A 14,244-nucleotide genomic window follows, 5' to 3' on the forward strand; every position below is an offset into this window, starting at 1 on the left:
GCGGCAGCCTAAACCAGGTTGTTGCGCACCGGTTAATGCCGTTGCGGTAAGTTCAACAGATTTTCCCGTGCCTTGCAACGATGCATGAAGGCAGTGGGAGACACTGTATGACCATTGGATCGCCTCACGCCATCACTGCACAGCCTGGAAGCGCTATCCTGCCGGACGGCGATCGTCGCACCGACGGCCGCGTCCAGACCGTATTCCGCGTCGCTCGCGTCATCACCGGCACCGACGAAGGCCTCGCCCGGATCACCAACCTGTCCGATCGGGGCGCGGGCCTGCGCATGATGATGCCCGCGAACCTGTCGGAAAGTCTCACGCTCGAATTTGCAGACGGCGTGGAAGTGCGCGGGCATGTCGTCTGGCAAGAGAACGAACATCTCGGCCTGCAGTTCGACCAGCCGATCGATTGCGCGCATCTGCTCGCGGTTCTGGCGGAAGGCGCGCGATTGGGCAGCAACCGCCCGGTCAGACTGCAGCTTATGGCCACGGCGCTGACCCGCAGCGAGATTGGCCTGCGCAGCGCCAAGGTGATCGACATATCGTTGCGCGGGCTCAAGCTGGAGCATGACGGGAGCCTGACCGAGGGGCTTGATCTCAAGGTGACACTGCCGTCCGGGATCGAACGCCTCGGCCGCGTGCGGTGGGTGCGCGGCGACCGAGCCGGCGTGATGCTGCTGCAACCGCTGAGCTTGGAGGCGCTGGGGTCGATACAGCGGCTGATGCGCACGCCCGAGCCGCCGGTGGGCTTACGACAGGAGCCGCAGGGGGCAGATCAAGTGGCCCAGAAATGACTGCGGCGCTCCAGACCTTTTCGGCGTCGTGCGCGCCTGCCCGCCGGTCCGAACCCGAAAGCGGGCGATCGCGGCGGCGCGATGCGATTGCCCGCTACGCCATTCTCGACAGCGCGCCAGAGCCGCATTTCGACGATATCGTCAGGCTGGCCGCGCGGATAACCGGCGCGCAGACAGCGGCGATCAGCTTCATCGATGACACGCGGCAGTGGTTCAAGGCCCGCTGGGGCCTTGATCCGCGAGAGACGCCGCTCTCGGTCTCGTTCTGCGTTCACACGATCGACATAGCAGCGCCGCTGGTGGTGAAAAACGCGGCCGAGGACGTCCGGTTCGCCGATAATCCGCTGGTGACCGGCTCGCCGCATATCCGCTTCTATGCCGGAGTTCGGATACTCGCGGCGGACGGCACGCCCATCGCCGCCTTGTGCGTGTTCGATCCGGAGCCACGTCCGCAGGGGCTCACCCCGCTGGAGGACCTGACCCTGCGCACGCTGGCGGGACAGGTGGAGGCACTGCTCGAACTGCGGCGGCTGGTGCTCGAACGCGAAGCGCAGGCGGCGGCGCAATCGCGGCTCAGCGAGCGGCTGCGTTATGTTGCCGAGCATGACGATCTGACCGGGCTTCCCCGGCGCGACCTGTTCAACCGGCTCCTGTCCCGAACAATGGAGGACGCCCACCGGGACGGCCATCGGGCCGCACTGCTGTTCGTGGACGTCGATCACTTCAAGCAGATCAACGATTCGCTTGGCCATGATGCAGGCGACGCCCTGCTGTGCGGGTTTGCGCAACGGCTGCGCAACTTCCTGCGTCACACAGACATCGCGGCGCGGCTCGGCGGGGACGAATTCGGCGTGATCCTCGGCGGCATCGATCGCGAGGAACAGGTGGCCGATGTCGTCGCCTCGCTCAATCGCCGGCTGCACGAACCGATCCTGCATCGCGGGCGGCTGATCAGTTGCAAGGCAAGCGTCGGCGTGGCGATCTATCCCGACCATGCGGCCGATCCTGACGCGCTGATGAAATGCGCCGATCTCGCGCTCGCAGAAGCGAAGCTTTCGCGCGGACGGGCCGAGACTTTCAGCCCGCGGCTGATGGAGGAATTCGACCGCGGGGCCGCAATGCTGTCAGTCGCGCGCGAGGGCCTCGAAGCCGGGCGGCTGGTGGCACATTACCAGCCGAAGATCGATCTCGGGACCGGCGTACTGGTCGGGTTCGAGGCGCTGGTGCGGTGCCAGACCACCGACGCCGGCACGATTATGCCTGACAGTTTCGCACAGGCGTTCGAAGACCGCGAACTGGCCGTCGCAATCAGTCGCCAGATGATCTCGTCCGTGCTCGATGATATCCGTGCCTGGGTCGATCGTGGGCTCGACTTCGGCCATGTTGCGATCAACACCGGCGCTGCCGATTTCCGCGGCAATGCCTTTGCCGAGATGCTGCTGATGGAAATTGCGGCGCGCGGGCTTTCGCCCGGCATGATCGAACTCGAAGTGACCGAAGGCGTGTTTCTGGGTCGCGGTGCGCAGCATGTCGGCCGGGCGTTGTCGGTGCTGAGCAAGGCGGGGGTGCGGATCGCGCTCGACGATTTCGGGACCGGCTACGCATCGCTCACCCACCTCAAGCAGTTTCGGGTGGATGTGCTGAAGATCGACCGTTCTTTCGTCAGCGGGATCGGCACCAATTTCGACGACACCACTATCGTCCGGGCGCTGATCGGGCTGGGCAAAAGCCTCGGCATCACCACGGTTGCCGAAGGGATCGAAACAGCCGCGCAGGCCCAATTCGCAACGGCGCACGGCTGCGACATCGGACAGGGGTTCCACTTCGGCAAGGCGCAGCCGGGGGCGTCCGTTCCCGCCATGATCGCACGCTTCGGCTGCGCTTCGGTTGCGCAGGCGGTGTAGAACTGGCCGGGGCCAGAGAAGGAGGCGGCGGCGCGCTCTAGCGCGGCGGCGCGGCGGCGGGCCACGGCAGCCAGAACCGGAACTCCGATCCCTCCGGCCCGCTGTGTTCAAGCCAGATCCGGCCGCCATAGAGCTCCACGATGGTACGGCAGATCGACAGCCCGATCCCCATGCCTTCGCGCTTAAGGCTTTCGGTCCATGAAAACATCGTCGCCTTCGCTTCCGGGGTCACGCCGGGGCCGGTATCGGCGATGCAGACGGTGATGCCGCGATCATCCGCGCTCGCGGCGATGGTGGCGAGCGCGGGATCGGCTTCCGCCATCGCCTCGCAGGCATTCTGGAGCAGGTTGATCAGCACCTGCTGGATCTTGATCCGGTCGGCGATCATGATCGTGTCGCCCGGGACCCGGTTGTCGAACCCGATGGCGGTGCGGCACGACGACCCCACCAGCCGCATACATTCCGCAACCGCTTCCCGCAGGTTGAAGGGCTCGCGCAGAGGCTTGCGGTGCCTGGTCAGCTGGCGCAGGTGATCGAGAATCCCGGAGGCCCGCCGGGTCGCCTCGCCGATGCCGTCGAGCGCCGTCTTGAGTCGTTCGACATCGGGCGCCCGCTCGCCTTCCGTGCGGGCGCCCGCAAGGTAGTTGGTGATCGCGGTCAGCGGCTGGTTGAGTTCGTGCGCCAGTGTCGCCGCCATCGTCCCCATCGCATTCACGCGTGAGGCATGGATCATCTTCATTTCCAACGCGGCAAGGGTCCGGTTAACTTTGTGCAGGTCGGTGACGTCCTGCCCTTCGCAGAACAGGCCGCAGATTGCTCCGCTTCCGTCACGCAGCGGCTGGTACAGGACGTCGATCCAGCGCCGCTCAAGACAATTCGTCGCCGGATCGCGGACGCTGATCGGCAAGTCCGACCCGCAAAAGGGGGCGCCGGTGCGGTACACCTCGTCGAGCAGGTCGAGAACGCCCTGCTCCGCCATCTCGGGCAGCGCTTCAGCGACTGTCCTGCCGATCAGGTGATCGCGCCTCACGAACGCCCGATATGCGGCGTTGGTGTATTCGAAGCGATGATCCGCCCCCTTGGCAATCGCGATGAAGCCGGGAGCCTTGTCGTAGTTCGCAGGACTTATGCCGCCGCGCTCGTCTGGCCAAGCGTCCGCAGCCGCCGGATCGACGATGTTGATGCAATGGCCGACGACCCGATCGCCTTTGTCGCGGACGGGGGACAGGAAGACGATCCCCGGAGTCGCCGCGCCGTCGGCCCGCACAATCCGCATCCGCCACGATCCGCTGCGTCCATCCGCCAGCGCATCCCGGAACCCGGCCAAACCCGCAGCCTCCGCGTACTCGGCAAGCACCGCCACCACCGGACGGTTGAGCACGGCGTCGCACGCCGCGCCCGTCATCGCCGCAAAGGCATCATTGACGAACACGATCGGATCACCTTCGGCCAGACTATTCGTGCCGACCGTCGCTAAAGGAGAGCCCTTCGCGGCCTGTGCCAGTGCGCCCGACCATGCTTGAGCGTGCGTGATATCGTCCTGCTGACTGTGGGCGGCGTGTTTGGCCATCGTCGAATGTCCGATTGTCCGGATCGCTTTAACCGGCCTTAGCGTCGGGGGATTATAACTACCGGCTGGCAGATTCGATGTTGATATACTGGATCAATTTTTGCTGCCGGCCGGCGAATCTTGCCGCAACTTCTCGCTGTCGAGCTGCATTTCGGCGGTGAAACCGGCCCTGTTCGCCAGCTTCACGACTTCCGCCACGCTTTTGACATTCAACTTGGCCAGCGCATTGCCGCGGTGCATTTCCACTGTTCTCACACTCAACCCCAGCCGGTGCGCGACTTCCTTGTTGGGAACGCCCTCCATCAGGATCGCCATCGTCTCACGCTCGCGCGCGGTAAGTCGTTCGATGCTGTAACGCGCCTGTTCACGGGCGGAGAGCAGGTGATGCATCTGGTCGAGCATTTCGAACGCTTGCGCAATCGCCTGATCGATCGCTTCGGGGGTGAACGGCTTTTCGAGAAAGTCGATTGCACCCAGTTTCATTGCGCGCACGGCAAGAGCGACATCTCCATGCCCGGTCAGGATAACCACCGGCCACGACACGCCCTGTTGCTTGAGGATCGCGAGCAGTTGCAGGCCGTCAATGCCCTCCATGCGGACGTCCAGCAGGAGGGGCGAGGGGGTGAGAAACGGAAGCTGGTCGAGAAAATCCTCCGCCGACGCGAAGGGCCACGCCTGAATGCCCGATGCAGCCAGCATGAAATGCAGCGAGGTACGGACGCCGCTGTCGTCGTCGATCACGTATATTCTGCGGCTGGCGCCGGTCTGGGCTGTGGCCGCGTCCGGATTCGCTGTATGATTGTCTATCATCGGCATTGGCAGGTCCGCTTTCCTTCGGGGGTTCGGTATCTTCGACGCACCCGTCTCGGTGGGTGGAGCGCTCGGATGAAGATCGGTTGCACCGGCTCGGGTCGGCCGGTTCGCTGTGGCACAGCCTCGCTACAGGGTTGCCGATTCGCGTACGGCTGCTCGGCTGCTCGCTCGGCAAGAATAGCAATCACGCCGGAGCGTCGAGCCGATACGGACCATAGGCCGGCCAGCAACCTGTGGGAACTACGGTGGCGGGGCCGTGCGACGGGGAGGTGCGGTGGGGCCGAACGCCCGGCGCCAACGACAGGCGCGCGCAGGATGGCAGTTTCGCGCGATGCATTACCAGCATTCGACTATCAGCGAGCCATCATTCGCCGCCGACTGCGTGGCCTACCACGCAACATTCGCATTGTGCGTCTGCGCAAAAGATTCACCGATTGATTCACATGATTCAATCACCAAATTTTTCTTCACAGATTCAATTTGGGGGTTGCGGGGTACGCGACTCAAGCTTGATCCACGCGTCGCGGGTCTCCGGATGCCGCGAACGGGCCGTTCGTGGTAACTTAAGCATTAATCGCCCGTTGACGTGGAATCGCGCCTGATTCACTATGTAGTGGTTCGGCTGAAGACGGACCCCCAAGAATTGGTGACTCGCTGTTATAGCCCGTAAGGGTGACAGGGGGCGGATTCGCTGCAGAATCGGGGGGACGCCGCAAGCCGGGAAGCGAAAGTCAGGCCCGCCTGTGGAGCCCTCCGGGGACATCCTGTTGGCGGATCTGTGGATCGTCATGTATAGAACAGAATTAGAACACAGGCCTTGCGCCGTGGGATGATTCGGCGGCACGATTGGGGCAAGTGATGGAATTCAAGATGAACGACGGCGGGGCCAATGCGGAGGCCAATGCGGAGGCCAATTCTGGGGCCAATGCGGGGGTGGCCGATTTGCTGAACGAAATGGATGCGGGCGGCGCTCTGGCGGCGACCCCGGTGAAGGATGAAAAGGCCATGACCATGAACAAGGCCGATAGCGGATCGGAAGAACTGATCGCCGTCAAGGCGGGCGAAGCGCTGGCTGGCGCGATGGTCGAAGCGGCCAAGGAAGCCGCGGGCACCGACAGCAAGAAGGTCAATGATCGCCGCTTCGTCGTCACCACCACGCCCGAACGCGATGCCAACCTGACCGAATTCGGCAAGGAAACCCTGACCGATCGCTATCTGTTGCCGGGCGAAAATTATCAGGATCTGTTCGCCCGCGTGGCGGATGCCTATGCCGATGATCAGGCCCACGCCCAGCGCCTCTATGATTACATCTCCAAGCTGTGGTTCATGCCCGCCACCCCGGTGCTGTCGAATGGCGGCACCCACCGCGGCCTGCCGATCAGCTGCTATCTCAATTCGGTGTCCGACAGCCTCGAAGGGATCGTCGGCACCTGGAACGAAAACGTCTGGCTCGCCAGCAAGGGCGGCGGGATCGGGACCTATTGGGGCAATGTCCGCGGCATTGGTGAACCGGTTGGCCTGAACGGCAAGACTAGCGGGATCATTCCCTTCGTCCGCGTGATGGACAGCCTGACGCTGGCGATCAGCCAGGGTTCGCTGCGGCGCGGTTCGGCGGCGTGCTATCTCGATGTCAGCCACCCGGAAATCGAGGAATTCCTCGAAATCCGCAAGCCCAGCGGCGATTTCAACCGCAAGGCGTTGAACCTGCACCACGGCGTGCTGCTGACCGACGAATTCATGGAAGCGGTGCGTGCGGGCGACAAGTTCGACCTCAAATCGCCCAAGACCGGTGAAGTGCGCGCCACGGTGGATGCGCGCTCGCTGTTCCAGAAGCTGGTCGAAACCCGGCTGGCGACGGGCGAGCCCTATATCGTGTTCTCCGATACGGTGAACCGCATGATGCCCAAGCATCACCGCGATCTGGGCCTCAAGGTTTCGACCTCGAACCTGTGCAGCGAAATCACCTTGCCGACCGGGATCGACCACCTCGGCAATGATCGCACCGCAGTATGCTGCCTGTCCTCGCTCAACCTCGAAAAGTGGGACGAGTGGAACGGGGACAAGCAGTTCATAGAGGACGTGATGCGCTTCCTCGACAACGTGCTGCAGGACTATATCGACCGCGCGCCGGACGAAATGGCGCGGGCCAAGTATTCGGCCAGCCGTGAACGTTCGGTCGGCCTCGGCGTGATGGGTTTCCACTCCTATCTGCAGATGAAGGGCGTGGGCTTCGAAAGCGCTATGGCCAAGGCGCTGAACCTCAAGATGTTCAAGCAGATCCACGCCAAGGCTTGCGAAGCATCGATGCTGCTGGCGCAGGAACGCGGCCCCTGCCCCGACGCGGCCGACATGGGCGCGATGGAGCGGTTCAGCTGCAAGATGGCGATCGCGCCGACCGCGTCGATCAGCATCATCTGCGGCGGCACCTCGGCCTGTATCGAGCCGATCCCGGCCAATATCTACACCCACAAGACGCTGTCGGGCAGCTTCATCGTCAAGAACCCCTATCTCGAAAAGGTGCTCGACAAGAAGTCCAAGAATTCGAACAACGTCTGGAACTCGATCCTCGAACGCGGCGGGTCGGTGCAGCACCTCGATTTCCTCACGGTGGAGGAAAAGGCGACCTTCAAGACCAGCTTCGAGATCGACCAGCGCTGGCTGCTCGAATTCGCGGCCGACCGCACGCCCTATATCGATCAGGCGCAGTCGCTGAACCTGTTCATCCCGGCCGATGTCGACAAGTGGGACCTGATGATGCTGCACTTCCAGGCGTGGGAGAAGGGTATCAAGTCGCTCTATTACCTCCGTTCCAAGTCGGTGCAGCGCGCCGGTTTCGTCGGCGGGGTGGAAGCGGACAACACCTCCGCGCTCGCCAAGATCGAGCTGTCGGCGGGCGAGACCGATTACGAGGAATGCCTGAGCTGCCAGTGAGGCCATAGAGATGCGCGCCCGCAACTCCGTTCGCATTCCCACTGCGGCCACCGGTTCGTGCCGGACGTCGCGCGGGATGCAGTGGGATCTCGAACTGGCCGACCTGTCCGAGGGCGGGTGCCGGATCGAGGATTCCCGCGGGCGGCTGCGGCTCGGCGAGTTCGTGCGCCTCTACATTGCGGGCACCGGTCCGCACATGGCCGAGGTCGCATGGCGGCAGGGTTCGCGGGTCGGGATCGAATTCGCCCGTCCGCTTCCGCGCCGGGTGTTCACCCTGCTCGCCGCTGCCGACTGGCACGGTGCGCAGGCCGCGTTTGAAGAAGACAACAGCAGCCTTCCGGTGCGGCGGTTCATATGATCATGGCCCGCACGGCCACAGGGACGACGAGGAGACGAAGTGATGAATTTGCCGTTCGGGATGGCGATTTTCGGCCTCTTGGTGTGCGCCGTGTTCGCGTTCAATTCGGTCCGCGAATTGCGGCGCGACAAGCCCGGCCATGCGCGCAACGCGGCGATGATCCACATTGCGATGGTATCGATGCTCGCGCCGTTCTGCCTCTATGTCCTGATCGCCTGGGCACCCTGACAAGTTAGCGGGCGGGGGCGCGTGAATCCGGGCCGCCGCTCGCACCGTATTTGAAAACGCCTATCTTGGCCCTGTAAGACATTAATCGAAGGAATCCGCCTCATGTCGCTGCTCGAAGCCCGCTCCACCTACAAGCCGTTCCAGTACCCCTGGGCCTATGATTTCTGGAAGCGCCAGCAGCAGATCCACTGGATGCCCGAAGAGGTGCCCCTAGGCGAGGATTGCCGCGACTGGGCGCAGAAGATCACCGAGCACGAGCGCAACCTTCTCACCCAGATCTTCCGTTTCTTCACCCAGGCCGATGTCGAGGTGCAGAACTGCTATCACGAAAACTACGGCCGGGTGTTCAAGCCGACCGAGGTCAAGATGATGCTCGCCGCGTTCTCCAACATGGAGACGGTGCACATCGCGGCCTATTCGCACCTGCTCGACACCATCGGGATGCCCGAAAGCGAATATTCCGCCTTCCTCGAATATGAGGAAATGAAGGACAAGCACGATTTCCTCAACCAGTTCGGCGTCGACACCGACGAGGATATCGCCCGCACGCTCGCCGCGTTCGGCGGGTTTACCGAAGGGCTGCAGCTGTTCGCCAGCTTCGCCATGCTGATGAACTTCCCGCGCTTCAACAAGATGAAGGGCATGGGCCAGATCGTCAGCTGGTCGGTGCGCGATGAAAGCCTGCACTGCGAAGGCATCATCAAGCTGTTCCACACCTTCTGCGAGGAACGCCAGTGCCTCACCAAGGCGGTGAAGGAAGACCTGATCGACATCTGCCAGAAGACGGTGCGGCTGGAGGACAACTTCATCGACCTCGCCTTCGAAATGGGCCCGGTCAACGGCATGAGCGCCAAGGAGATCAAGCGCTACATCCGCTACATCGCCGATTGGCGGCTGAAGCAGCTGGGCCTGCAGGAAATCTACATGATCGAAGACCACCCCCTGCCGTGGCTTGCCCCGCTGCTGAACGGCGTCGAGCACGCCAACTTCTTCGAAACCCGCGCGACCGAATATTCGAAGGGCGCGACCACCGGCGACTGGAACACCGTGTGGTCCAGCTTCGACAAGCGCCAGAAGGCCAGGGCCGTGAACGAGGACAGCGTCGAGCTGCCCGAGGTCGGGCTGTTCGGGGCTGAGGCTGCGGAGTGAGTGGCATGGGCAAACAGCTACCGTTTCTCCAACCGGATCCAGAGCAAATACGCCACCAAGTTAGGGGTGTGCTGGATAGCTATAGCCACGATTGGGATCTGCTAGCTGAACTTGCCCAGAATGCTGTTGACGCGATTGCGAGACAGAAGCCAGTCAAAGGGCATATAACTATAGATGTTGATGCACCTAACCGCACGATATCGTTTTTGGACAACGGCGGGGGAATAGATCCTGACAATCTCCCCCGTCTATTGCGCCCATTTGGCTCCGACAAAATGCGAGATCCGACGCAGATCGGGCAAAAAGGCGTTGGTTTAACTTTTGCGATATTTAGCACTAGCTGGGTGGAGATTGAATCTCATCACCTCGATGGGTCTTGTCGCGCAACGGTAAATGGAGCGCGGAGTTGGATTGACCAAGAGAATGATCAGCCGCTGCTCATTGATCTAGAGGAGATCGAACCGGCGGAGAATGGCCTTCGTATTAGGCTCAAGTTAGCCGATCAAGAACATCCGCTGTGGGATCTGACGCATAAGCAGATTGAGTTCGTCCTCAGAACACGCACCGCCCTAGGAAACACTGCCAGTGTTTGGGAGGGTTCGCTAAACTGCGATTTTAAGCTTTCTCATACTGACAAGTCAGGAGATAACTGGTCAGCCGAACGCGAATGTGAATATATGCTGCCCACCGAATGTGTGCCTGACCATGGTCGAATCTCACTTGAGGAATTCGAGACATGGCTCGATGAAGGTGATCGAGGAGACACTGAGAAGCGCCGGAAGCTAAAAGATAAGATTCTTTTTACATCTGGTAAGAAAAATCAAGCTGGACGAACAATAAACTATTGGGCTTGCTTCGTCCCAAACAGAGCGTTCTGGAGAAGTATATCAGATCGCGCCGGTCTGATTGATGCAGTTGACGACGATGGCGTCGAAGGAGATGAGGCTTACTCGTTCGGCGGCGGCTTGGTTACCTCAACAAAAGGTATGCCAACTGGCATTTCTCTTGAATTAAAGCCGAGGGGCTCTGCTGGCTACGTACCAAACTTCTTTGTGCTAATAGAAGACCCGTCCCTAGGATTCGACATCGGCCGTAAGTCGATCCATGGACGACAGCAAGGAATGCTCCGGGACATTGCATATGAGCGATTCCGGGAATTCATCTCTATTGCATCCAAATACATTGGAGGCTCCGCTGCCGACGGCCCTTCTCCATACGATCGCGAAGAATTAATTGAGGAAATCAAGGGGCTTCCGGATTTGGACTCGCCGGCAAGCGCGTTTGTAAAACGCCCGAACGATCAAGAGGCGACGGTTGCTGCCATGTTTTTCGAGCAACTAGGGCAGGGCAAATTCGGTGGCTTCGAGCCGTACATAAGCGGCTATCGTGCCAAATACGATCTGTTTGGCCGCATCGGAAAGAAGTCCTTCTCAGTAGAGTTTAAATTTGGGCTACGGGGCCTGTTTAGAGACTTCACTGACGAGAGAAAGTTGTTCAGTGAAATCGACGTCGTTGTCTTGTGGGACTTAATGGAGAGCGACTGGAAGGAAGCGGCGAAGCGCGGCCTTTCGCTACAAGAAGTCAAAAGTGATGGGATAGTTGAGGCAGAGACGCGATTTCCGGTAGTCCACTATCAAATGTTTATTGATGGATCTAAGCCGATTGAGATTGTCTGCATGCGCCGGATCCTGAAACCAGAATCACACTAAGCTCCGCTCCCCCGCCCCTAACACCACGCCTTGCGCGGCCCACCCCATTCCTCCGCCAGCCCTTCGTCCACCAGCACCGCGCCGAGGCTTGTCCCGCCGCGCGTGACCCGTTGCAGGCTGCGGCCATAGCGGTCCTCGCTCGGGCCGAAGGTGTTCGGCTCCAGCGTGAACGGCCCGGCGTTGAGCAGCGCTTGCAGCCGCCGCGTCGCCTTGCGGCCAAGCGCGGCCTCGTTGGCGCAGCCCGGCTTCGATACCTCGGGCGTGTCGAGATCGGCGATCCGGATCTTGGTGCCGCGATACCAGATGGTGTCGCCATCGACCACGCAGGTCACCCGCACCGGGCCGGAACACAAGCCGAAGCGCGCCTGTTCGCGGTCGGTCGCAGATGCCGCCGGTACCGCGCCCGCAACCGCGCCCTCGGCCACTGGCCCGCCGCCGCCATAGGGCAGCAGCAGCACCGCGCTGAACGCGGCCAGCGGCAGCGCCACCAAGGCAATCGGAAACCAGCGCACGCCTTTGTCCGCCGCCGCGCTGCGCCCCCGGCGAAACGTCGGCGGAGGCGTGCGGCGCGATACGGGTGCCTTGCGAAATGGTATGATCCTGCCCATCGCGCCAGTCTGTAACGCCGGTGGTCAAAATCGCATTAAGGGCGATCCGCAAGGGACGCGGCGGCGTTCCTGATCGTGTTCTTGTGGCAGGCACGCCTGCCCCTTCTCGTCATGCAAGCGTCACAAAAACAGGGATTTTTCCGCACCCCGCGTAACCGTTTCTTCACCGCTCTCAGCCGACAATTGCCCCCGGACGATTACGGGAGGTTGCAGGTCATGTTCTTCGCAAAGGCACTCGGCGGGTGCATGGTGGTGGTGTGCGGGGGGCTGTATCTCACCGGCTTTTTCGATGGCGAGCAGGGCGTGCGCAATGCAGTGGAAACCGTGCGGCAGGCCGAAATCGCGGATAACAAGAACGCCGCCTGGGGGCCGCACTGCCCGGGCCTCCGCGACAAGCTGCTCGGCTTCGATGCGAACGGGATGCCGACCGGAATCGAAACCAATGCGCTGAGCGCCATCGCCAAGCTCAACACTGCCGAGCGTGAGTTGAAGAAGGCCGGGTGCGATATCGACGCGGCGCCCGGTGCGCTCGATCCGTTCAACACGCGCGAGGGTGACAGTTTTCGCGAAGTGACAAACGGCATGAACGGGGACGTGGTCGATGGCAGCGAATGGGGCGGCGATCCCAACGCCTTCAACGACACCGGCGACGATAGTTGGGGCGTTCCCGGCCAGCCCTGAAAGCGCAGAGGCCGTGGGAGCGCGCTTTCCTACTGCCGCCGTGCCGGGGTAGCCTGCGCGCCGCCATGCCGCCGCTCCGCCCTCACCTCGCCTGCCGAACCGGCCATCGCGCACTGCTTGTACGGGCGCACGACACCGCTTCCGGCGAGCGGGTTTTTCCGTTCCTGGACAGTGTCTCATGTGTCTCCTACACGCGCCGCGCCTGAACGCGGCGGCGCGGGGGGAGGGTTACCTGAGGCCGGGTCTAGCTGCGCTCGGTCGTCCGGCGGTCATCGCCCGAGCGGCGGTCGTCCTTGCGGCGATCGGGGCCGTCGAATGGCTGCTGGCCTTTGCGCCGGTCACCCTTGCGGCGAGCGTCATCAGCGGGGGTATCGTCAGGCTGGGCAATCGGTTCGTCACTCATAAAGCACCTCCGAGAGGATTGTCATAGCACCAAACCCCTGAAATCCAAAGATCGCGGTCACACCCGTACCAAGCCGCCTTGCACTGCGCGCCCAAGCCGCTAGGGGCGCGGCATTGGATGTGCCCGCAACGGGCGAGGGAAAGTGACGCCTGTGACCGAAACCAAGCCCAGCGCACCCGCAGCGCAGATGCTCGACCTTTCGAAAGCCGAAGTGCTGATCGAGGCGCTGCCCTACTTCCAGCGCTATGCCGGGCGCACCTTCGTGGTGAAATACGGCGGCCACGCGATGGGCGACCCCGAGGCCGCGCGCGACTTTGCCGAGGACATCGTGCTGCTGAAAGCGGTCGGCATCAATCCGGTGGTGGTCCACGGCGGCGGGCCGCAGATCGGCCAGATGCTGGCGCGGTTGGGGGTGGAAAGCACCTTCGTCGACGGGCTCAGGGTAACGGACGAGGCGACCGCCAAGATCGCCGAAATGGTGCTGTCGGGCGCGATCAACAAGGAGCTGGTGAGCTGGATCGCGGCGGCCGGGGGCAAGGCGATCGGCATCTCGGGCAAGGATGGCGGGCTGGTGACCGCGCGCAAGGTCACCCGCACCACTCGCGATCCCGAAAGCCTGATCGAAAGCGTGGTCGATCTCGGCTTCGTCGGCGAACCGGACCACGTCGATACCAGCGTGATCGACACGGCGGTGGCAGCAGGCATGATCCCGGTGATCGCGCCGATCGCTCCGGGTGCGGACGGCGCGACCTACAATATCAACGCCGATACCATGGCGGGCGCAATCGCGGCGGCGCTGGGCGCGGCGCGGCTGTTCCTGCTGACCGACGTGCCCGGCGTGCTCGATGGTAACGGCAAGCTGCTGACCGACCTGACCCCCGCCGACATCGCCAAACTGCGCGAAGACGGCGTGATCCGCGGCGGCATGGTGCCCAAGCTGGAAACCTGCATCGCCGCGGTCGAGGCCGGGTGCGAAGCGGCGGTGGTGCTCGACGGGCGGGTGGGCCACGCGATGCTGCTCGAATTCTTCACCGCACGCGGGGCAGGTACGCTGGTACGCGCGTCCTGAAACACGGGAACACTATGGCGCGAG

General features: G+C 62.5%; 13 protein-coding genes. 9 read left to right on the forward strand and 4 right to left on the reverse strand.

The features are described from left to right. Nucleotides 1-107 precede the first annotated feature (107 nt). Nucleotides 108-797, forward strand: coding sequence for a PilZ domain-containing protein (locus J3454_RS08175; RefSeq protein ID WP_349513279.1), 690 nt, complete (start codon nt 108-110; stop codon nt 795-797). Continuing rightward, nucleotides 794-2,701, forward strand: a complete 1,908-nt coding sequence (locus J3454_RS08180; protein WP_349513280.1) for a putative bifunctional diguanylate cyclase/phosphodiesterase — start codon at nt 794-796, stop codon at nt 2,699-2,701. The genes J3454_RS08175 and J3454_RS08180 overlap by 4 nt, the downstream gene beginning before the upstream one ends. 37 nt (nt 2,702-2,738) lie before the next feature. Here the strand turns inward: J3454_RS08180 and J3454_RS08185 are convergent, their stop codons facing one another. Both J3454_RS08185 and J3454_RS08190 read right to left on the reverse strand, forming a co-directional pair. Then, nucleotides 2,739-4,271 carry a PAS domain-containing sensor histidine kinase gene (locus J3454_RS08185; RefSeq protein WP_349513281.1) on the reverse strand — a complete coding sequence of 511 codons (1,533 nt, stop codon included), beginning with the start codon at nt 4,269-4,271 and terminating at the stop codon, nt 2,739-2,741. Between the two features lie 93 nt (nt 4,272-4,364). Further along, nucleotides 4,365-5,012 carry a response regulator transcription factor gene (locus J3454_RS08190; protein ID WP_349513282.1) on the reverse strand — a complete coding sequence of 216 codons (648 nt, stop codon included), beginning with the start codon at nt 5,010-5,012 and terminating at the stop codon, nt 4,365-4,367. A 1,026-nt stretch (nt 5,013-6,038) separates the two neighbouring features. Between J3454_RS08190 and J3454_RS08195 the strand changes: the two genes are divergently transcribed. From J3454_RS08195 to J3454_RS08215, 5 genes are all read left to right on the forward strand, one after another. Then, the gene (locus tag J3454_RS08195) at nt 6,039-8,015 is read left to right on the forward strand and encodes a ribonucleoside-diphosphate reductase subunit alpha (RefSeq protein ID WP_349513915.1); all 1,977 of its coding nucleotides are present in this window, start codon (nt 6,039-6,041) and stop codon (nt 8,013-8,015) included. Nucleotides 8,016-8,025: 10 nt separating this feature from the next. Beyond that, the gene (locus J3454_RS08200; protein WP_349513283.1) at nt 8,026-8,373 is read left to right on the forward strand and encodes a PilZ domain-containing protein; all 348 of its coding nucleotides are present in this window, start codon (nt 8,026-8,028) and stop codon (nt 8,371-8,373) included. 42 nt (nt 8,374-8,415) lie between these two features. Then, on the forward strand, nt 8,416-8,601 hold the full coding sequence (locus J3454_RS08205) for a hypothetical protein (protein WP_349513284.1): 186 nt from the start codon (nt 8,416-8,418) through the stop codon (nt 8,599-8,601). Between the two features lie 102 nt (nt 8,602-8,703). Further along, nucleotides 8,704-9,750: a ribonucleotide-diphosphate reductase subunit beta gene (locus J3454_RS08210; RefSeq protein WP_349513285.1), complete on the forward strand. Its 1,047-nt coding sequence runs from the start codon at nt 8,704-8,706 to the stop codon at nt 9,748-9,750. A 5-nt stretch (nt 9,751-9,755) separates the two neighbouring features. Further along, on the forward strand, nt 9,756-11,459 hold the full coding sequence (locus tag J3454_RS08215) for an ATP-binding protein (RefSeq protein WP_349513286.1): 1,704 nt from the start codon (nt 9,756-9,758) through the stop codon (nt 11,457-11,459). A gap of 17 nt (nt 11,460-11,476) precedes the next feature. On the opposite strand, the gene J3454_RS08220 is transcribed toward J3454_RS08215, so the two are convergent. Then, nucleotides 11,477-12,067 carry a thermonuclease family protein gene (locus J3454_RS08220; protein WP_349513287.1) on the reverse strand — a complete coding sequence of 197 codons (591 nt, stop codon included), beginning with the start codon at nt 12,065-12,067 and terminating at the stop codon, nt 11,477-11,479. Between the two features lie 216 nt (nt 12,068-12,283). Between J3454_RS08220 and J3454_RS08225 the strand changes: the two genes are divergently transcribed. Further along, nucleotides 12,284-12,748 (forward strand): hypothetical protein, encoded by a 465-nt coding sequence (locus J3454_RS08225; protein WP_349513288.1) that lies wholly within the window; start codon nt 12,284-12,286, stop codon nt 12,746-12,748. Nucleotides 12,749-12,992: 244 nt separating this feature from the next. Here the strand turns inward: J3454_RS08225 and J3454_RS08230 are convergent, their stop codons facing one another. After that, nucleotides 12,993-13,151, reverse strand: coding sequence for a hypothetical protein (locus J3454_RS08230; protein ID WP_296719252.1), 159 nt, complete (start codon nt 13,149-13,151; stop codon nt 12,993-12,995). A 187-nt stretch (nt 13,152-13,338) separates the two neighbouring features. Here J3454_RS08230 and argB point away from each other — a divergent pair, with 187 nt between their 5' ends. Next, on the forward strand, nt 13,339-14,220 hold the full coding sequence (argB, locus tag J3454_RS08235) for an acetylglutamate kinase (RefSeq protein ID WP_349513916.1): 882 nt from the start codon (nt 13,339-13,341) through the stop codon (nt 14,218-14,220). The last annotated feature ends 24 nt before the right edge of the window (nt 14,221-14,244 follow it).

Origin of the sequence: Erythrobacter sp. NFXS35 (assembly GCF_040148725.1) — a bacterium.
Lineage (GTDB): Bacteria > Pseudomonadota > Alphaproteobacteria > Sphingomonadales > Sphingomonadaceae > Erythrobacter.

Coding starts and splice junctions, on each gene's coding strand:
- J3454_RS08175 (WP_349513279.1), top strand. CDS start 108: ATGACCATTGGATCGCCTCACGCCATCACTGCACAGCCTGGAAGCGCT.
- J3454_RS08180 (WP_349513280.1), top strand. CDS start 794: ATGACTGCGGCGCTCCAGACCTTTTCGGCGTCGTGCGCGCCTGCCCGC.
- J3454_RS08185 (WP_349513281.1), bottom strand. CDS start 4,271: ATGGCCAAACACGCCGCCCACAGTCAGCAGGACGATATCACGCACGCT.
- J3454_RS08195 (WP_349513915.1), top strand. CDS start 6,039: ATGGATGCGGGCGGCGCTCTGGCGGCGACCCCGGTGAAGGATGAAAAG.
- J3454_RS08200 (WP_349513283.1), top strand. CDS start 8,026: ATGCGCGCCCGCAACTCCGTTCGCATTCCCACTGCGGCCACCGGTTCG.
- J3454_RS08205 (WP_349513284.1), top strand. CDS start 8,416: ATGAATTTGCCGTTCGGGATGGCGATTTTCGGCCTCTTGGTGTGCGCC.
- J3454_RS08210 (WP_349513285.1), top strand. CDS start 8,704: ATGTCGCTGCTCGAAGCCCGCTCCACCTACAAGCCGTTCCAGTACCCC.
- J3454_RS08215 (WP_349513286.1), top strand. CDS start 9,756: ATGGGCAAACAGCTACCGTTTCTCCAACCGGATCCAGAGCAAATACGC.
- J3454_RS08220 (WP_349513287.1), bottom strand. CDS start 12,067: ATGGGCAGGATCATACCATTTCGCAAGGCACCCGTATCGCGCCGCACG.
- J3454_RS08225 (WP_349513288.1), top strand. CDS start 12,284: ATGTTCTTCGCAAAGGCACTCGGCGGGTGCATGGTGGTGGTGTGCGGG.
- J3454_RS08230 (WP_296719252.1), bottom strand. CDS start 13,151: ATGAGTGACGAACCGATTGCCCAGCCTGACGATACCCCCGCTGATGAC.
- argB (WP_349513916.1), top strand. CDS start 13,339: ATGCTCGACCTTTCGAAAGCCGAAGTGCTGATCGAGGCGCTGCCCTAC.